Here is an 18,615-nt window from a genome sequence, read left to right on the forward strand (position 1 = left end):
GCGCTCGCCGCTGTCCGGGGCTGATCAGCTCCGGACAGCGGTCAGGCTGGTGATCGCCAGGTTCAGCAGTTCGTCGGTCACCTCGGACAGCGGGCGCTGAGCCCCGCAGACCGACCAGTAGTGCACCAGCTCGTTCACCGCGCCGATGAACGCCACGGCCGTCAGGTGGAAGTCCCTCGGCTTGGCCTCGCCGCGTTCCACCGCCCGCGTGGCCTCCGCCTCGATCAGCGCCCACCAGCGCCGCCGCCAGGCCATCCGGTGCTGCTCCACCGCCGGGCTCACCCCGATGATCTCCACGTAGGACAGCCGCGCCCAGCGCGGGTCGCTCGCGGTCGTGCCGACGTAGGCGTTGATCAGCGCGGTGATCCTGGTCAGCGTCGTCGCGTCCCGGCCGGCCTCCTCGGCGGCGGCCACCACGGCGGCCAGCGCGTTGTCCAGCACGCGGTCGTGCAGCGCGATGAGCAGGGACTCCCTGCTGGGGAACTCCTCGTAGAAGTTCCTGGTGGAGACCGAGGCGGCCGAGCACAGCCGCTCGATCGAGATCGCCGAGTAGCCCTCCGTGCCGAACAGCTCCAGCCCGGCGGCCATCAGTCGCTCGCGCCGCTCGGTACGGCGGTCCTCGGCCGACCGGCCGCCGTAGTGCCGTTGCTGTGCCTCCGTCATGACCGCAGATTACCGCCGTACAGCGCGGAGAACAGCTCTGTGAACCGATCGTGGACGATCTTCCTGCGCAGCTTCATGGTCGGCGTCAGCTCTCCCGTTTCCTGGCTGAAATCGTGCTCCAGCACGGTGAACCGGCGAATCCGCTCCGGCGGCGAGTACGCGGAGTTGGCTCGTTCGACCGCGTCCTGCACCATCTCCAGCACTCGGGGGTGCCGTGCGAGCTCGGCGATGTCCTCGGGCAGGCCGTTCTCCCTGGCCCAGGGCAGGATCTCCTCGGCGTCCAGGGTGATCAGCGCGACCGCGTAGGGCCTGCGGTCGCCGTACATCACCGCGTGCGAGATCCACCGGCAGCGCCGCAGGTCGTTCTCCAGGTTGGCGGGCGAGATGTTCTTGCCACCGGCGGTGATGATGAGGTCCTTCTTGCGCCCGGTGATGTGCAGGTAGCCGTCGTCGTCGAGCGCGCCGAGGTCGCCGGTGTGCAGCCAGCCGTCGCGCAGCGCATCGCGGCTCGCGCCGTCGTTGCGGTGGTAGCCGGGAAACACGTTGCGGCCCTTGGCAAGCACCTCACCGTCGTCGGCGATGCGGACCTCCACGCCCGGCAACGGCCGCCCGACACTGCCGAAGCGCGTGGCACCGGGGCAGTTCGCGCTGATCACGGCGGTGGACTCGGTCATCCCGTACGCCTCGTACACGGGAACTCCGCACGCCGCGAAGAACTCCAGGATCTCCGGCGAGATCGGCGCCGCCCCGGTCAACGCCTCCCGCAGGCGCCCACCGAAAGCTCCGCGCACCAAGGCGTGCACGCGCTCGCGCTCCATTCCTTCGGTGAGCGCGGTGACCTTCGTGTAGACCTTCTCGAAAAGCCTTGGTACCGAAGGAAGATGCGTCGGTCGGACCTCGGTCAGCTCGGTGACGATCTCGGTGATGTCGCCGCCGAAGTACGCCAGCGTCGCGCCCCGCGCCAACGTCATCGCCTGCGTCATCCGCGCGAACAGGTGCGCCAACGGCAGGTAGAGGTAGACGACGTCGCCCGCGCCCACGGTGACCAGGCTGTCGAGGGATTCGTACGCCGCGCGCAGATTCGCCGGTGTCAGCACGCATCCCTTTGCGGGACCGGTCGTTCCGGACGTGTAGATGATCGTGCTCGGCTCGTCGTCCGCGCGGGGGACCGGGGCGACGGGCTCCCCGCGCGGCAGCTGCGGCGGCTCGACGAGCATGCGCGCGCCCGAGTCGCTGAGCACCCACTCCCTTTCCTGGCGCGAACTCGTCGGGTAGATCGGCACGCACACCGCGCCGACCCGGTCGATGGCGAGGTCGCAGATCGTCCACTCAGGACTGGTCTGGCCGAGCACCGCGACCCGGTCGCCGGGTTGGATTCCTTGTGCGACAAGCCCTCCGGCGACTCGTGCGACCTCATCGTCGAGTTCCGCGTAGGACATCTCGTGCCACTTGCCGTCTCGTTTGAAGCGGAGTGCGACCATCACAGCTCCTCAGCAGGTGCTCGGGGCGGGCTCGCCCGCGAAACGGTCGGCGAGCCAGGACACCGCTCCGGGAGCGCCCGTGACGGCCAGGGAGATGTGCTCGCTGACGACACTCTCGGTGTACTTCACAGTGGTGCCTGCGGCGCAGTACTTCCCGGCGAGCGCGCGGGCGTCGGCCGCTGGGATGATCTCGTCGTTCAGCGACTGGTAGACGAACATCGGCCCGGACGGCCTGCGCTTGCCGAGTTCGTTGGCCGCCAGCACTTCCTGGAACTGCGGGAGCTGGATCGGGTCGCGGACGGTGGTGTACTCGGAGATGCGGTGGAAGGCGTAAGTGGGCGTCCACTGCACCTGGCACATGTCCTTCACCTGCTCGACAGCCTTGCGCCCCTTGTCGTTGAGGAAGCCCTGGAGCCCCATTTCAGGGTGCGCTTGGCTCAGCCCGGTCGCCGCCGCGAGGAAGAAGCCGAAGAACGGGCCGCCGTCGATCTTGTGTCCGACGTTGCCGATGTTGGGTGGAACTCCGCCCGCCGCAACGCCTTTGAGGTTCAACTCGGGCGCGTAGGTCGGGTGCAGCTCGGCCGCCCACGACGACGCGAGCCCGCCTTCGGAGTACCCCCAGATGCCGACCGGCCCGTTCACGCCGAGAAGTCGTTGTGCGGCACGGATTCCGTCCAGGACCGCATGGCCCGTGGCAGGCCCGGCGGTGTAGGTGTGCGGGTTCGGCGACGCGGAGCCCTCGTAGTCGGTGACCACGACCGCCCAGCCCTTCGCGAGCGCGAGCGACTGGAGCGCGAACTCGTACTCGATGCCCTGGCGCAGCCAGTACGACGGCGCGCAGTTCGCGCTCAGGCCGTGCGAACCGACGTTGTAGGCCACCACGGGGCGCGGTCCGCCGCCGAGCCACGGGGTGATCGGGACGAGCACGGTGGCGACGACGGCGTTGGCGCGGCCGTGGGTGCCCGTGGAGCGGTAGAGCACCTGCCACGCCTTTGTCGGCACGGGGACTACCAGGGCCTTCACGGTCACCTGGCGGGAGCGGAGCACGGTGCCCGGCACGGCGTCGGGGAGCGGGGCGGGCGGCTTGTAGAAGGCGTCCGCGGCGGGTGCGGGGACGGTCAACGCGATGGCCGAAGGGGCAGACATCAGGCTGAGCAGGAGGAGCAGGGCAGCGAGGAATCCACTTCTGGGTGACATTGTCAAAGCCTTTCGTGAGGCCGACAAGAAAGGGAAGTCGCAGCTCAGGAGCTGGTAAGAACTCTTTTCAGATGAAAGTACAATCTGGCAAGCGTCCTGACCAGTCCGGACCGATCCAGTAATCCGCTCGGCGCTGTCGGGCCCCCCGGCTAGCCTGCTCGGCGTGACTGGGGTTGATTCACTGGTACAGGCGCGCGGCCTGGTCAAGCGCTTCGGCGACTTCACCGCCGTCGACGGCATCGACGTCGAGGTCCGCCAGGGGGAGGCCTTCGGCTTCCTCGGGCCCAACGGCGCCGGCAAGTCCTCGACCATGCGCATGATCGCGTGCGTCTCGCCGCGGTCGGGCGGTGAGCTGCGGGTGCTCGGCGACGACCCCGACGTGCACGGCCCGCGCGTGCGCGCCCGCATCGGGGTGGTGCCGCAGCAGGACAACCTCGACACGGAGCTGTCCGTGCGCGAGAACCTGTTCGTCTACGGCCGCTACTTCGGCCTGTCCAAGCGGCACGTGCGCGAGAAGGCCGAGGAGCTGCTGGACTTCGCGCAGCTCGCCGACCGCGCCGACCACCAGGTCGAGCCGCTCTCCGGCGGGATGAAGCGGCGGCTCACCATCGCCAGGTCGCTGGTCAACGACCCCGAGCTGCTGCTGCTCGACGAGCCGACCACCGGGCTCGACCCGCAGGCGCGGCACCTGCTGTGGGACCGGCTGTTCCGGCTCAAGCAGCAGGGCGTGACGCTGATCGTCACCACCCACTACATGGACGAGGCCGAGCAGCTCTGCGACCGGCTGGTCGTCATGGACAACGGCAAGATCGCCGCCGAGGGTTCACCGGCCGAGCTGATCTCGAAGTACTCCACCCGCGAGGTGCTGGAGCTGCGCTTCGCGCCCGGTCAGCAGCACGCGGCGCTGCCCGACGTGCAGGGCCTGGCCGAGCGGATCGAGGAGCTGCCCGACCGGCTGCTGCTCTACACCGCCGACGGTGAGGCCGCGCTGGCCGCCGCGCACCAGCGCGGGGTGTCGCCGGTGGCCAGCCTCGTCCGCAGATCCAGCCTGGAGGACGTGTTCCTCCGGCTCACCGGCCGCACGCTGGTGGACTGAGGGAGCCGGGATGACTGTGACAACGCGACGCGAGGCCGCCAGGTCCACCGGGCGCGCCGTCGGCTCGGTCAGGGCCTCGCTGCTCGTGGTCGAGGGCCTGTGGACGTGGTACCGCCGCAACTGGCGCGCCACGGTGTTCTCCAGCGTGGTGACGCCGGTGCTCTTCCTGCTCTCGCTCGGCCTCGGCCTGGGCACGCAGATCCGCGCGGGCGCCGTCCCCGGCGGAGCGACCTACCTCGCCTTCCTCGCCCCGGCCCTGCTGGTCTCCTCGGCGGTGCAGAACGCGGCGATGGACTCCGCCTACCCGATCCTGTCCGGCTTCAAGTGGCAGAAAACGTTCTGGGGACTTGTTTCCACGCCGATCACCCCCGGTCAGATCGTTGCGGGCCGCTTCGTCTGGCTGGCGGCCCGGCTGCTGTTCTCCGGGATCGCCTTCGCCGTGGTCGCGGCCTTCTTCGGCGGGGTGCAGGGGCCGAGCGTGGTGATCTCGCTGCTCGCGGCGGTGCTCGCGGGCCTGGCCTTCGCGGCGCCGATCGTGGCCTTCGCCGCCACCATCGAGAAGGAGGGGCAGGAGTTCAACCTGCTGTTCCGCTTCGTGGTCATGCCGATGACGTTGTTCGCCGGCACCTTCTTCCCGGTGTCACAGCTGCCCGTGTACATCCAGCCGCTGGCGTGGATCACGCCGCTGTGGCACGGCACGGAGCTGTCCAGGGGAGCCGCCTTCGGCACCCTGGAGGTGTTGCCCTCCCTGGGGCACCTCGCCTACCTGCTGCTCTGGCTCGGCGTCGGCCTCGTGCTGGCCCGCAGGAGCTTCCGCGCCCGGCTGATGGTCTGAGGGGACTGCCGTGCCTGCTGATGTGATGGCCGCTGACGTGACGGCCGTGCCGCGCTCCGGCCTGCTGCTGCGCGTGCTGCCCAGCTCGATGTACGCGGGCCGGGCGAGCGTGCTGGTCGAGCGCTCGTTCCTGGTGAACCGCCGGGCCTGGCTGGCGATCTTCTCCGGCTTCTTCGAGCCGCTGTTCTACCTGCTCGCGCTCGGGGTCGGCTTCGGCAGCCTGGTCGGCGAGGTGACCGGTCCCAGCGGCGAGGTGATCAGCTACGCGGCCTTCGTCGCCCCGGCGCTGCTGGCCTCCTCGGCGATGAACGGCGCGGTCTACGACGCCACGTTCAACATCTTCTTCAAGTTCAAGTACGCCAAGCTCTACGACGCCATGCTCGCCACCCCGCTCGGCCCGGTCGACGTGGCCATCGGCGAGATCGTGTGGGCGCTGCTGCGCGGGGGCATCTACGCCGTCGGCTTCCTCGCGGTGATGCTCGGCATGGGCCTGATCGCCTCGCCGTGGGGGCTGCTCGCCCTGCCCGCGGCCCTGCTCGTCGCGCTCGCCTTCGCCGCCGTCGGCATGGCCGCGACCACCTTCATGCGCTCGTGGCAGGACTTCGACCTCGTGCAGCTGGTGATCCTGCCGATGTTCCTGTTCTGCACCACCTTCTACCCGCTGTCGGTCTACCCGGGCGCGCTCCAGGCCGTCGTCCAGTGCCTGCCGCTCTACCACGCCGTCGAGCTGATGCGCGCCCTCACCACCGGCGTCGTCGGCTGGGGCGTCCTCGTCCACGTCGCCTACTTCGCCGTCATGTCCGCCATCGGCCTCTTCTACGCCTCCCGCCGCCTCGGCAAGCTCCTCCTCACCTGACCCTCCACCTGTCCACGGCTGGGTTCCGCAGTCTTCAAGACCCACAAACCCCCATCCCGGCTGTCCGTAACCACCACAAACCCAAGTGCGCCAAGTTGTCCACATCGACCCCGGCCGTCCACAGATTCCCGCCAGCGCACTCCGGCCCGGCTCCGGGCGAGGCACGCTCGATCCATGGACGACTGGTGGAAGCCCTTGTTGGAGCCTGACGGACTGCTCCTCCGCGAACGCGCACTGGCGGAGGTCGACCCTGATGCGCTGCTCGTCGCGCTGCGGTCCTGTCGGCGTGCCATGACACCGCCGCTCGTGTCCACGGCATCGCCCTGCCCGAGGCAGCCAGGCGCGAACACGTGACCGTTCCCGGTGATGTGCGCAGGCGGGACCGCCCGGACCTCGTCTTCCACACGCGGGCGCTGGAGCTGGGTGAGGTCGAGGTGCGCCAAGGGATACCCGTGACGACCGTGCCGCGCACGCTCGCAGACCTCGCCGCCCGGCTGGCGAGGTTGCCCGCTGTGTGGGCGCTCGACGACGCCTTCCGCCGTGGGCTCTGCACGCCGCAGCAGGTCCAGCGCGCCGTGGCCAACTGGCGCGGAGTCGATCTTGGAGACGGCCGCCAGGCTCGCCCTCGCCGACGCCGGACTGCCGCTGCCGCAGACGCAGTTCGAGGTCCTCGACGGCGCGGGGCGGTTCCTCGCGCGACTCGACGGGGCCTTCCCCGAGGAGCGCGTGGGGTTGGAGTTCGACGGGCGATCGGTGCACTCGGCTCCGGAAGCGCTCTACCGGGACCGCGCGCGGCAGAACGACCTCATGGAGCTGGGGTGGGTGCTGCTGCGCTTCACCTGGTGGGACGTCGTGGAGCAGCCGGGGCGGTTCGTCGACGCGGTGTCGCGCACAGTGGCCATGCGCCGCGCGACGCTTCATACGGCCAGGTAGGAGGCTTGTGGGCGGCGATGTGGTGCTTGGCGCCGGAGGAACTACCCTGGTCGACGTGAGTGTGCAGTCTGTGTTCGCCCAGTTGGAGCCGTTGCTGCCGCAGGTGTCGAAGCCGGTCCAGTACGTCGGTGGCGAGCTGAACGCCACCACCAAGGACTGGGAAGCCACGTGCGTGCGGTGGTGCCTGATGTACCCCGACGCGTACGAGGTCGGCCTGCCCAACCAGGGCGTGATGATCCTCTACGAGATCCTGAACGAGCAGCAGGACGTGCTCGCCGAGCGCACCTACGCGGTGTGGCCGGACATGGAAGCGCTGATGCGCGAGCACGACGTCCCGCAGTTCACGGTCGACGCGCACCGCCCGGTCGGCGACTTCGACCTGTTCGGCGTGAGCTTCTCCACGGAGCTGGGGTACACGAACCTGCTCACGGCGCTGGACCTGGCGAAGATCCCGCTGCACGCGGCCGACCGCACCGACGAGCACCCGATCGTCGTCTCCGGTGGGCACGCCGCGTTCAACCCGGAGCCGATCTCCGACTTCATCGACTGCGCGGTGCTCGGCGACGGCGAGGAAGCCGTCCTGGAGATCACCGACATCGTCCGGAAGTGGAAGAACGAGGGCAGCCCGGGCGGGCGCCGCGAGATCCTGCTTCGCCTGGCCGAGACCGGCGGCGTGTACGTGCCGCAGCTCTACGACGTGGAGTACCTGCCGGACGGCCGCATCCAGCGCGTGGTGCCCAACGCCGACCGCGTGCCGTACCGGGTCTTCAAGCGCACCACCATGGACCTCGACGAGTGGCCGTACCCGAAGCAGCCGCTGGTCCCGCTCGCGGAGAGCGTGCACGAGCGGATGAGCGTGGAGATCTTCCGCGGCTGCACGCGCGGGTGCCGCTTCTGCCAGGCCGGGATGATCACGCGCCCGGTGCGCGAGCGCTCCATCGAGGGCATCGGCGCGATGGTCGAGAAGGGCCTCGCCGCGACCGGCTTCGAAGAGGTCGGCCTGCTCTCGCTCTCCAGCGCGGACCACTCCGAGATCGCCGAGGTCACCAAGGGACTGGCCGACCGCTACGAGGGCACCAACACCGGACTGAGCCTGCCGAGCACCCGCGTCGACGCGTTCAACATCGACCTGGCCAACGAGCTCTCCCGCAACGGCCGCCGCTCGGGCCTGACCTTCGCGCCGGAGGGCGGCAGCGAGCGCCTGCGCCGCGTGATCAACAAGATGGTGTCCGAGGAGGACCTCATCCGCACGGTCAGCGCCGCGTTCTCCAACGGCTGGCGCCAGGTGAAGCTGTACTTCATGTGCGGCCTGCCGACCGAGACCGACGACGACGTCCTGCAGATCGCGGAGATGGCCAAGAACGTCATCCGCGCGGGCCGGGAAGCCTCCGGCCGCAAGGACATCCGCTGCACGATCTCCATCGGCGGGTTCGTGCCGAAGCCGCACACGCCGTTCCAGTGGGCCGCGCAGTGCGACCCGGACACCGTGGACTCGCGCCTGCGCAAGCTCCGCGAGGCGGTCAACTCCGACCGCAAGCTCGGCCGCAACATCGGCATGCGCTACCACGACGGCAAGCCCAGCCTCATCGAAGGACTGCTCTCCCGTGGCGACCGCCGCGTCGGCAGGGTCATCGAGCGGGTGTGGCGCGAGGGCGGGCGCTTCGACGGCTGGAGCGAGCACTTCTCCTACCAGCGCTGGATCGACGCGGCCGGGGCGGAGCTGCCGCCGCTGGGCGTGGACCTGGACTGGTTCACCACCAGGGAGCGCGAGGAGAACGAGGTCCTGCCGTGGGACCACCTCGACTCGGGCCTGGACAAGGAATGGCTCTGGTCGGACTGGCAGGACGCACTCGACGAGCACGAGCAGGACGACTGTCGCTGGACGCCGTGCTTCGACTGCGGCGTGTGCCCGGCCATGAACACCGACATCCAGGTCGGCCCGACCGGTCGCAAACTGCTGCCGATCTCCCCGGTGGGCAAGGGATCCCCGGTCAGCAACCCCGCCTTCAGCGGAGGCTGACCTCCAGGTCGACGAGCATCCCGATGCCCCAGCGCCCCTCTTCGGGCTCCGCTGGGGCATCGGCCCGGAGCCCGCTCTCCCACAGTTCCGTGAACGCCTCGGTGCCCGGAATCCGGTGCCACACCGGCGTTCCCGGGTCGTTGCGGTGCCGCATGGAGATCAGCCGGATGCGTTCGACGGAGCCGGTGGTCTTCGGCACGACGGGCTCCGAGTGGCGCTCCTCGTGCAGCACGCCGGAGATCTCCACCAGACCATCCTTCATGGACGGATCGGGCCAGAACACGTGCAGCTCGCCCGAGCTGAGGTGCGCGCCCGGGCTGTCCGGAATCGCTTCCACGCCAAGGGAAAGCCTCATCCGCTCGGGCGGGCTCACGATCACGGCGGGGTTGGTGAAGTAGTACAGCTGCCACGTCACGCGGTCGCCGATCTTGAACGGATCGCCGCAGCACTCGTACTGCCAGTCCTCGATCAGCACAGGGACAGTCGCCATCAGCGCACCGCGTTCACCGCGTTGACCAGACCGTGCCCGTAGAAGCCGTTGTAGTCCGCGTACCCGGAGCAGGCCGCGTCCTGGGCGCCGTCGTCGTTGAGGTCGTAGTCGGTCGGGCAGGGCAGCGTTTCCGCCTGGTTGCTCAACATCTTCGTCAGCGCGGTGGGCCCCGCCGACGGGAAGCGCGATGCCAGCAGGGCCGCGACGCCCACCACGTGCGGGGTCGCCATCGACGTGCCGCAGTAGTAGCCGTAGCCCGCGGGCACGGTGGACAGCACGCAACCCTGGTTGGCGGACTGCGGCTTCTGCCGGTGGTCACCGCCGGGAGCGGTCAGGTCGGCGACGCCAAGCCCGTAGGAGCTGTAGCTCGCCTTCGTGCGGTCCGCGCCGATCGAGGACACGCCGATCACGCCGCGCAGCTCGCCCGGGAGCGCGTCGCACTTCGCGCTGGCGAGGTTGGTGCCCTCGTTGCCGATCGCCGCGACCGTCAGCACGCCGCGGTTGGTGGCGTAGGTGACCGCGCGCCGCATGGCCTCGTGCACCACCCACTGCTCGCTGCCCTTGTCCTTGCACGTCAACGTCCAGGGCCCCGCGGTGAAGCTGCTGTTGACCAGGCGCATGCCCTTGGTCGCCGCCCACATGAAGCCGCACACGGCCGACTCCGGCGAGACGTAGCCGTCGTCGTCGACCACCTTGACCGAGGCCAGCCGCACGCCGGGCGCGACGCCGGTGGTGCCCTTGCCGTCGTTGGCCGCCGCGATGGTGCCCGCGACGTGGGTGCCGTGCTCGAAGGCCGACGGCTGCCACGCCTCGCGCCTGGTGTCGGGGGCGCCGGTGACGCAGCCCGCCGAGACCGAGGCGTCCACGGCCGCGGCCAGGTCCGGGTGTCCCGCGTCGATGCCGGAGTCCAGCACGCCGACGACGACCGAGCGGCTGCCGACCGAGTACCGGTGCGCCTCGTCGGCCTTGATCATCGACATGTCCCACTGCTCGCCGGAGCGGTCCGTGGTGGCCACCGACGGGCTCGCCTTGATCGCCGCGGTGAGCCGGGTGCGGTTCTTGCGCTTGCTCGCCGAGCCCTGCCCGCCCAGCTCCTGCTGGGTGCTGAAGGCGCGGCCCTCGGAGAGGCGGTCGGTGAACGCGCGGTCCTTGGAGCTGGCGACCGCGACCCCGATCTGGGAGTAGAAGGTCACGGTCTCGCCACAGGCCGCGCCGATCCGGCGCTGGGCCTCCTCGGCCCGCGTGCCCTGGTCGAAGACCACGATGTAGCGCAGCGACTTGCCGATCCCGCACGGCTGCCCCGGCTCCGCTCCCGCGAGCCCGGGGGCCGCCACCAGTCCCGCGACGAGCAGCGCGGAGCAGACCGCGGCGCGGCGCGCACCGTTACCGCGGGTCAGCGGCACGGGGGACCTCCATCAGGGGGAGAAGGTGGTGGGGAGTGCTTGCTTCGATGAAACCGGAAGGTAGCCATCCAGGCACCGGGCAGACAAGCGGGTGACAGCCTGAATGCGTTCCCGGGGGTTGACGGGGCACAATGACCTGCCTGGTTAGACCACCTCCGCCGAGGAGCAGTCCTGAGCGCTCAGCACCAACCCAACCCGTCAGCGGCCGCCGTGCAGAAGCTGCGCATCCGATACGCCAAACGGGGGCGCCTGCGTTTCACGTCACACCGTGACGTGGCGCGCACCTTCGAACGCGCGCTGCGACGTGCCGGCGTCCCGATGGCCTACTCCCAGGGCTTCAACCCGCGCCCCAAGGTGTCCTGGATCGGCGCCGCGCCGACCGGCACGGCCAGCGAGGCGGAGTACGTGGAGGTCTCGGTCGTCGACCGGGTCGACGCGGCGGCACTGGTCGCGGAGCTGGACGCGGCGCTGCCGCCGGGGCTGGACGTCATCGAGGCCGTGGAAGCGGGATCGGGCTCGCTCGCCGACCGCATCGACGGCTGCCTGTGGCGGATCGAGCTGCCCGGCGTCGACCCGGATGAGCTGGGCAGGGCCGTGGAGCTGCTGCTCGACGCGCCCGAGGTCGTGGTGCAGAAGTTGACCAAGGACGGTCGCCGGGACATCAACGCGCGAGCTGCGATTGTGTCCGCCGAGGTCGTCAGGGAAGTTGAAGTCACTACCACTCGGGTGGGCGATGGAGCCGAAGGCACCCGGAGGTGTGGGATACTCAGCACGGTCGTACGGCAGACACAGCCTGTTGTCCGGCCGGATGACGTGTTGAGTGCGCTTCGCGTCGTCGCCGACCTGCAACCGCCGGTACCCGCGAAGGCGATCCGGATGGCTCAGGGGCGGCTCGACGACAGTGGAGCTCTCACGGACCCGTTCGCCAGCGACCGGGAGCCGACTCGGGCCACGAGCGGCTTACCCGCAGTCGCGGAGTAGGGGTCGGGCCCGGCGCGTCGTCGCTCGATGACCTGTTGCCCTGGTACCCGTGTCCAACCGATTCGGGCACCGGGTGACGAAGGCAGGATTTCCGCCGCCGCACGCGGCGGCGACTGGACGAGAGAGGAGCCCCTGCGCGGCCGCGTCGGCACTGTCGACGCGCCCGGGGGCGAGGGAGCTACATGCCGAAAACCGAGAGCCCTGCCGGCGGCGCCGGCGGGGACAGCACCGCATTCGACCTTCCAGCCAAGCTGCGGGTCCACGCGCTCGCCAAGCTGCTGGGCGCCAGCAGCCGCGAGGTGATGGCCACCCTGGTCGAGCTGGGGTTCGCGGTCAGCAGCGCGCAGTCGAGCATCACCAGGGAGGTCGCGACCCAGGTCGTCGACCACCTGGCGCCCGACACCGACTCCGCCGAGTTCGACGACGAGGGCGGTGAGGTCGGTGAGTCCGATGAGGCCGGCACCGTCGCCGACGAGGTCGTCGAGGTCGCGGAGCCGACCCCGGCGCCCGCCGCGCTGACGCCGCTGTTCGCCGCGCCGCAGGCGGTGTTCCTGCCGCCGCAGCCCGCCGAGGCCGCGCCCGCCGCGCAGGAGGCCCCCGCCAAGGCGAGCCGTTCCGGCAAGGCGGCCAAGCCCAGCCGCAAGCGGGTCGCGCTGACCGAGGCCGACCTGGACCCGGACGCCACCGAGGTCGACGACCTCCCGCACGACGAGGACCTCGGCGGCGAGGACGACGACGACTCGGCCACCCGCCGCCGCCGTCGCCGCGGCCGTCGTGGCCGTGGCCGTGGCAAGGGCCACTCCGAGCTGGGCGACGACGCCGACGACGAGGACGTCTCCGACCAGGAGCTGCCCGCGCACGTCGCCGCCGACGAGTCCGAGCAGGCCGAGGACGACGACTCCGCCGAGGACGCCGCCGACGACTCGGGTGAGGGCGGCACCAAGCGCCGCCGTCGCCGTCGCCGTCGCAAGGGCAACTCCGACGACGACGCGGCCAGCCGCGACGACGACCCGCCCAACACCGTCGTGCACGTGCGGGAGAGCCGCCCGGAGCGCGAGACCACCACCTCCTCCGACGACGAGGTGCGCAGCGTCAAGGGCTCGACCCGCCTCGAAGCCAAGCGCCAGCGCCGCAGGGACGGCCGCGAGGCCGGTCGCCGTCGCGCGCCGATCCTGAGCGAGTCGGAGTTCCTGGCCCGCCGCGAGTCGGTCGACCGCAAGATGGTCGTCCGCGAGCAGGGCGAGCGCATCCAGATCGCCGTGCTGGAGGACGGGGTGCTCGTCGAGCACTTCGTCACCTCGGCGGGCTCCGGCTCGCTGGTCGGCAACGTCTACCTGGGCCGCGTGCAGAACGTGCTGCCCAGCATGGAGGCGGCCTTCGTCGACATCGGCCGTGGCCGCAACGCGGTGCTCTACGCGGGCGAGGTCGACTGGGACGCCGCCGGTCTCGAGGGCAAGTCCCGCAAGATCGAGCAGGCGCTGTCCACCGGTGACAGCGTGCTGGTGCAGGTCACCAAGGACCCGGTCGGCCACAAGGGCGCCCGGCTGACCACCCAGATCAGCCTGCCCGGTCGCTTCCTGGTCTACGTGCCCGCGGGCGGTGCCACCGGCATCAGCCGCAAGCTGCCCGACGTGGAGCGGCGCAGGCTCAAGGAGATCCTCAAGCGGATCGTCCCCGACGACGCGGGCGTGATCATCCGCACCGCCGCCGAGGGCGTCAGCGAGGAAGCGCTCGCCCGCGACGTGACCCGGCTGCAGGCGCAGTGGGAGGTCGTCAAGGGCAAGGCCCACGGCGCCCCCGGGGTGTCCAAGGCCGGCGCGCCGTCGCTGCTCTACGAAGAGCCCGAACTGCTGATCAAGGTCATCCGGGACATGTTCACGGAGGACTTCTCGGCACTGGTGGTCCAGGGCGCGCACGCGTGGGAGACCATCGAGCCCTACGTGCAGCACGTGGCCTCGGACCTGGAGTCGCGGCTGCGCAGGCACACCGGCGTCAACGACGTGTTCACCGAGTACCGGGTGAACGAGCAGATCACCAAGGCGCTGGACCGCAAGGTGTGGCTGCCCTCCGGCGGCTACCTGGTCATCGACCGCACCGAGGCGATGACCGTGATCGACGTCAACACGGGCAAGTTCACCGGCTCCGGGGGCAACCTGGAGGAGACGGTCACCCGCAACAACCTGGAGTCGGCGGAGGAGATCGTCCGCCAGCTCCGGCTGCGCGACATCGGCGGCATCATCGTCATCGACTTCATCGACATGGTGCTGGAAGCCAACCGGGACCTGGTGCTGCGCAGGCTGACCGAGTGCCTCGGCCGCGACCGGACAAGGCACCAGGTCGCCGAGGTGACCTCGCTCGGGCTGGTGCAGATGACCCGCAAGCGGGTGGGCACCGGTCTGCTGGAGGCCTTCAGCAGCACCTGTGAGCACTGCCGCGGCCGTGGCCTCGTGGTCACCACCGACATCGGGAACGGCAACGGCTCGCACAACCACGGCAACGGTGGTGGCGGCAACAACGGCAACGGCAACGGCAACGGCAACAACGGTGGCGGCAAGGGCGAGAGCAAGCGGCAGCGCCAGCGCAACCGAGCCAACGCCGAGGCCGCGCAGGCCGAAGCCGACGCTCAGCAGGAGAAGAAGGCCGACGAGGCCAAGATCTCCGAGCCCAAGATCTCCGAGCCCAAGGCCGTCGAGGTCGTCGCCCAGCCCGAGCCCGTGGCCGTCGAACCCGTGGTTCAGCAGCCCGTGGCGGAGCCGGAGTCCGCTCCCGCGGAGGTGGCCCCCGAGGTCGCCGCCGACGCGGCCCCGCCGGAGCGTCGCCGTCAGCGCCGTCGCCGCAGCAGCGAGCGCCCGTCCGGCCCGCCGAAGGAACAGAGTTCCCAGAACGGCGCGGCGGACGTGCAGATCGCGACTCCGCGCGAGGAGACCGCCGCGACGGCCCCCTCGGCCAAGGCGGAGGAGCACGCCCCGGCCGAGCCCGTGGCACCGCCTCAGGACCCGGTCGCGGCGGTGTCGGTGACCACGCGTCGCCGCACCTCCCGCCGGGCCGCCTCGCGGCCCGCGGGCCCGCCTCAGGGCGCTGCGAAGGAAGCCTGATCCACCGCGTCACCCGGGAACGCCCATCGACTCTTCTTCGGTGGGCGTTCCGGCGTTTTCGGGGCTGGTCAGCAAGGGTGTGGCGAAGCGCGTGACCACCCGGTTTGACCCTGTTCCCGGCCGCCCCGTACTCTGTCGTACGGCCCGCCATCAGGCGGGTTCTGTTGTGCGAAAGCCCGCCAAAGTGCTGTGGCAACGCACGCGTCGTCCCATCGCGGAGAACCACAGAGCGCGATATCGACACCGAGCAGCAGGAGACTTCCGAACCATGTACGCGATCGTCAAGACCGGCGGCAAGCAGTACAAGGTGGCTGTCGGGGACGTCGTCGAGGTCGAGAAGCTCGAAGGCGAGCCGGGCACCGAGGTCAACTTCCCGGCGCTGCTCGTCGTCGACGGCGGCGATGTGATCGCCGACACCGACACCCTCGGCAAGGTCGCCGTGACCGGCAAGGTCGTCGAGCAGACCAAGGGTCCCAAGATTGTCATCCACAAGTTCAAGAACAAGACCGGCTACCACAAGCGACAGGGTCACCGTCAGCGGCTGACTCGCGTCGAGGTCACCGGCATCAACAAGTGAGGGTCTGACCAGCCATGGCACACAAAAAGGGTGCATCCAGCTCTCGTAACGGCCGCGACTCCAACGCCCAGCGGCTCGGCGTGAAGCGCTTTGGTGGTCAGGTCGTCAGCGCGGGCGAGATCCTGGTTCGCCAGCGCGGTACCAAGTTCCACCCGGGTGTCGACGTCGGCCGCGGCAGCGACGACACCCTGTTCGCGCTCGCCGCCGGTGCGGTGAAGTTCGGCATCAAGCGCGGTCGCAAGACCGTGAACATCGTCCCGGTCGAGGCCACGGTCTGACCGAGCGATACACGCTCAACCACTTCAGGGGCGGGACCGGGCTAGCACCGGACCGCCCCTGAAGTGTGTTCATCGGCAGTAGGAGGAAGTCGTGTCACGTTTCGTCGACCGCGTGGTCCTGCACGCGGCGGGAGGCGAGGGCGGCAACGGGTGCGCCTCGGTGCACAAGGAGAAGTTCAAGCCGCTCGGCGGGCCTGACGGGGGCAACGGGGGCAACGGCGGTGACGTCGTGCTCGTCGTGGACTCCAGTGTGCACACGCTGCTCGACTTCCACTTCCGCCCGCACCACGCGGGCGGCAACGGCAAGCAGGGCCAGGGCGGCATGCGCAACGGCGCGATGGGCGCCAGCCTGGAACTGCGCGTGCCCAACGGCACCGTGGTGATGACCGAGGACGGCGAGGTCATCGCCGACCTCGTCGGTGAGGGCACCCGGCTGATCGCGGCGCAGGGCGGTCGGGGTGGCCTCGGCAACGCCGCGCTGTCCTCCAAGGCGCGCAAGGCCCCCGGCTTCGCGCTGCTCGGCGAGCCCGGCGAGCGCAGGGACCTGGTCCTCGAACTCAAGTCGGTTGCCGACGTCGGCCTGCTCGGCTTCCCCTCGGCGGGCAAGTCCTCGCTGATCGCGGTGCTCTCCGCGGCCCGGCCCAAGATCGCCGACTACCCGTTCACCACCCTGGTGCCCAACCTCGGCGTGGTCACCGCGGGCGAGACGGTGTTCACCGTCGCCGACGTGCCGGGGCTGATCCCGGGCGCGAGCCAGGGCAAGGGCCTCGGCCTGGACTTCCTCCGGCACATCGAGCGCTGCGCGGTGCTGGTGCACGTCATCGACTGCGCCACCTACGAGCCCGACCGCGACCCGATCTCCGACATCGACGCCCTGGAGCGGGAGCTCGCGCTCTACACGCCCTCGCTCGGCGGGGACCTGGCCGCGCGGCCCAGGATGGTCGTGCTCAACAAGATCGACATCCCCGAGGGCCGGGACATGGCCGAGTTCGTGGAGGCCGAGCTCAAGGAACGCGGGCTGCCCGTGTTCAAGATCTCCACGGCCAGCCGCGAGGGCCTGCGCGAGCTGACCTTCGCCATGGCCAAGGTGGTCGAGGACTACCGTGCCAGCAAGCCGGTGGAGGAGGTCACGCGCGTCGTGCTGCGGCCGAAGGCGGTCAACGAGACCGGCTTCACCGTCGAGGCCGACCCGGAGACCCCCGGCGGCTTCATCGTCCGCGGTGAGCGGCCGGAGCGCTGGGTCCTGCAGACCTACTTCGGCAACAGCGAGGCCGTCGGCTACCTGGCCGACCGGCTCGCCCGGCTCGGCGTCGAGGACGAGCTGGCGAAGCGAGGCGCTGAGCCCGGTTGCTCGGTCACCATCGGCGAGATGACCTTCGACTGGGAGCCGACGACTCCCGCGGGCATCGCGCTCGCCATGGAGGTGCGCGGCGAGGACCCGCGCCTGGACCGCACCGACCGGATCTCGGCCGCCGACCGCAAGCAGGCCCGCCGGGTCCGCCGCGGTCAGGTGGTGGAGGACGAGGACGAGGAGTGACCTCGGGCGTGTTGTCCCCGGCCCGCACAGAGATCGCCGAAGCCCGACGGATCGTGGTCAAGGTGGGGTCCTCCTCGCTGACCACGGCCGAGGGCGGGCTCGACGCGAGCCGTCTTGAGGCGTTGGTGGACGCGCTCGCCGCGCGGTGTGCGGCGGGCAGCCAGGTCGTCCTGGTGTCCTCCGGCGCCATCGCGGCAGGGCTCGCGCCTCTGGGCCTGGCGAAGCGCCCGCGCGACCTCGCCACCCAGCAGGCGGCGGCGAGCGTTGGCCAGCTCCAGCTCGCGCACGCCTACGCGGCTTCCTTCGCGCGGCACTCGCTGACCGTCGGCCAGGTTCTGCTGACCGCTGACGACGTGGTGCGACGCGCGCACTACCGCAACGCGCAGCGCACGTTCTCGCGGCTGCTCGCGCTCGGCGTGGTGCCCGTGGTGAACGAGAACGACACCGTTGCCACGGACGAGATCCGCTTCGGCGACAACGACCGCCTCGCCGCTCTGGTGGCGCACCTCGTCGGAGCGGACGCACTCGTTCTTCTGTCCGATGTGGACGGTCTGTACGACGGCGACCCGCGCCTGCCCGGCTCCGTGCTGATCCCCGAGGTCCTCGGACAGTCCGATGTGGACGATGTGGACGTCGCTGCCGTCGGCTCCGGACTGGGAACTGGTGGCATGGCGTCGAAACTGGCCGCCGCGCGCCTCGCCGCGGCTGCGGGGATTCCCGTGCTGCTGACCGCTGCCGCCGCTGCCGGTCCCGCGCTCGCCTCCGCTTCGGTGGGCACGGTGTTCGCCGCGACCGGGCCTCGGATGTCCGCACGCCGCTTCTGGCTCGCGCACGCCGCTGACGCGGTCGGCCGCCTGCACCTCGACGACGGCGCTGTCGCCGCTGTGGTGGGGCGTCGCCGCTCACTGCTCGCCGCGGGCATCACCGCCGTCGAAGGAGACTTCGAGGCGGGCGACGTGGTGGAGCTGCTGAACACCGGCGGCGTGGTGGTCGCCCGGGGCGCCGTGGCCTTCGACGCGGCGGAACTGCCCGCCCTGATCGGCCACTCCAGCCACGAACTCCCCCCGGAACAACGCCGCGAAGTCGTCCACGCCGACGACCTCGTCCCCTTTAAGCGCTGAATGACTCATTGCTGCCCTCATTGCTGACCGACACGAACGGTGCAGCCGGAGC

At 70.4% G+C, this 18,615-nt stretch carries 17 protein-coding genes; 12 read left to right on the forward strand and 5 right to left on the reverse strand.

Annotated features, from left to right (window positions below; genetic code table 11):
- Positions 1-24: 24 nt before the first annotated feature.
- From ABD798_RS22765 to ABD798_RS22775, 3 genes are read right to left on the reverse strand one after another with little or no spacing between them, the layout of a single operon-like run.
- Positions 25-663, reverse strand: coding sequence for a TetR/AcrR family transcriptional regulator (locus tag ABD798_RS22765; protein WP_344878040.1), 639 nt, complete (start codon positions 661-663; stop codon positions 25-27).
- The gene (locus ABD798_RS22770) at positions 660-2,144 is read right to left on the reverse strand and encodes an AMP-dependent synthetase/ligase (protein ID WP_344878042.1); all 1,485 of its coding nucleotides are present in this window, start codon (positions 2,142-2,144) and stop codon (positions 660-662) included. The genes ABD798_RS22765 and ABD798_RS22770 overlap by 4 nt, the downstream gene beginning before the upstream one ends.
- A gap of 9 nt (positions 2,145-2,153) precedes the next feature.
- The gene (locus ABD798_RS22775) at positions 2,154-3,341 is read right to left on the reverse strand and encodes a lipase family protein (RefSeq protein WP_344878044.1); all 1,188 of its coding nucleotides are present in this window, start codon (positions 3,339-3,341) and stop codon (positions 2,154-2,156) included.
- A 163-nt stretch (positions 3,342-3,504) separates the two neighbouring features.
- Here ABD798_RS22775 and ABD798_RS22780 point away from each other — a divergent pair, with 163 nt between their 5' ends.
- The 6 genes from ABD798_RS22780 to ABD798_RS22805 all read left to right on the forward strand — a co-directional run bounded on the left by ABD798_RS22780 (position 3,505) and on the right by ABD798_RS22805 (position 9,081).
- The gene (locus ABD798_RS22780; RefSeq protein WP_344878046.1) at positions 3,505-4,437 is read left to right on the forward strand and encodes an ABC transporter ATP-binding protein; all 933 of its coding nucleotides are present in this window, start codon (positions 3,505-3,507) and stop codon (positions 4,435-4,437) included.
- A 10-nt stretch (positions 4,438-4,447) separates the two neighbouring features.
- A complete protein-coding gene (locus ABD798_RS22785) occupies positions 4,448-5,272 on the forward strand; it encodes an ABC transporter permease (RefSeq protein WP_344878048.1) in 825 nt (274 codons plus the stop codon).
- 25 nt (positions 5,273-5,297) lie between these two features.
- Positions 5,298-6,128 (forward strand): ABC transporter permease, encoded by an 831-nt coding sequence (locus ABD798_RS22790; RefSeq protein ID WP_344878691.1) that lies wholly within the window; start codon positions 5,298-5,300, stop codon positions 6,126-6,128.
- A gap of 174 nt (positions 6,129-6,302) precedes the next feature.
- The gene (locus tag ABD798_RS22795; RefSeq protein WP_344878050.1) at positions 6,303-6,482 is read left to right on the forward strand and encodes a hypothetical protein; all 180 of its coding nucleotides are present in this window, start codon (positions 6,303-6,305) and stop codon (positions 6,480-6,482) included.
- 246 nt (positions 6,483-6,728) lie between these two features.
- Positions 6,729-7,061: an endonuclease domain-containing protein gene (locus ABD798_RS22800; protein WP_344878052.1), complete on the forward strand. Its 333-nt coding sequence runs from the start codon at positions 6,729-6,731 to the stop codon at positions 7,059-7,061.
- Positions 7,062-7,116: 55 nt separating this feature from the next.
- Complete coding sequence (locus ABD798_RS22805; RefSeq protein ID WP_344878054.1) at positions 7,117-9,081, forward strand: TIGR03960 family B12-binding radical SAM protein; 1,965 nt, start codon at positions 7,117-7,119, stop codon at positions 9,079-9,081.
- Here ABD798_RS22805 and ABD798_RS22810 read toward each other — a convergent pair.
- Both ABD798_RS22810 and ABD798_RS22815 read right to left on the reverse strand, forming a co-directional pair.
- Positions 9,068-9,571, reverse strand: a complete 504-nt coding sequence (locus tag ABD798_RS22810) for a DUF6578 domain-containing protein (RefSeq protein ID WP_344878056.1) — start codon at positions 9,569-9,571, stop codon at positions 9,068-9,070. The genes ABD798_RS22805 and ABD798_RS22810 overlap by 14 nt on opposite strands.
- On the reverse strand, positions 9,571-10,974 hold the full coding sequence (locus ABD798_RS22815) for a S8 family peptidase (RefSeq protein WP_344878058.1): 1,404 nt from the start codon (positions 10,972-10,974) through the stop codon (positions 9,571-9,573). The genes ABD798_RS22810 and ABD798_RS22815 overlap by 1 nt, the downstream gene beginning before the upstream one ends.
- Before the next feature lie 210 nt (positions 10,975-11,184).
- Between ABD798_RS22815 and ABD798_RS22820 the strand changes: the two genes are divergently transcribed.
- From ABD798_RS22820 to proB, 6 genes are all read left to right on the forward strand, one after another.
- Positions 11,185-11,955: a TIGR03936 family radical SAM-associated protein gene (locus ABD798_RS22820; protein WP_344878060.1), complete on the forward strand. Its 771-nt coding sequence runs from the start codon at positions 11,185-11,187 to the stop codon at positions 11,953-11,955.
- Between the two features lie 182 nt (positions 11,956-12,137).
- The gene (locus ABD798_RS22825) at positions 12,138-15,050 is read left to right on the forward strand and encodes a translation initiation factor IF-2 N-terminal domain-containing protein (protein WP_344878062.1); all 2,913 of its coding nucleotides are present in this window, start codon (positions 12,138-12,140) and stop codon (positions 15,048-15,050) included.
- Positions 15,051-15,318: 268 nt separating this feature from the next.
- On the forward strand, positions 15,319-15,627 hold the full coding sequence (gene rplU, locus ABD798_RS22830) for a 50S ribosomal protein L21 (RefSeq protein ID WP_086825198.1): 309 nt from the start codon (positions 15,319-15,321) through the stop codon (positions 15,625-15,627).
- Between the two features lie 14 nt (positions 15,628-15,641).
- Positions 15,642-15,905 carry a 50S ribosomal protein L27 gene (gene rpmA, locus ABD798_RS22835; protein ID WP_344878065.1) on the forward strand — a complete coding sequence of 88 codons (264 nt, stop codon included), beginning with the start codon at positions 15,642-15,644 and terminating at the stop codon, positions 15,903-15,905.
- Between the two features lie 91 nt (positions 15,906-15,996).
- Positions 15,997-17,442 (forward strand): GTPase ObgE, encoded by a 1,446-nt coding sequence (obgE, locus tag ABD798_RS22840; protein WP_344878067.1) that lies wholly within the window; start codon positions 15,997-15,999, stop codon positions 17,440-17,442.
- A gap of 11 nt (positions 17,443-17,453) precedes the next feature.
- Positions 17,454-18,563 carry a glutamate 5-kinase gene (gene proB, locus ABD798_RS22845; protein WP_344878694.1) on the forward strand — a complete coding sequence of 370 codons (1,110 nt, stop codon included), beginning with the start codon at positions 17,454-17,456 and terminating at the stop codon, positions 18,561-18,563.
- Positions 18,564-18,615: the final 52 nt, after the last annotated feature.

Origin of the sequence: Allokutzneria multivorans (assembly GCF_039537405.1) — a bacterium.
Lineage (GTDB): Bacteria > Actinomycetota > Actinomycetes > Mycobacteriales > Pseudonocardiaceae > Allokutzneria > Allokutzneria multivorans.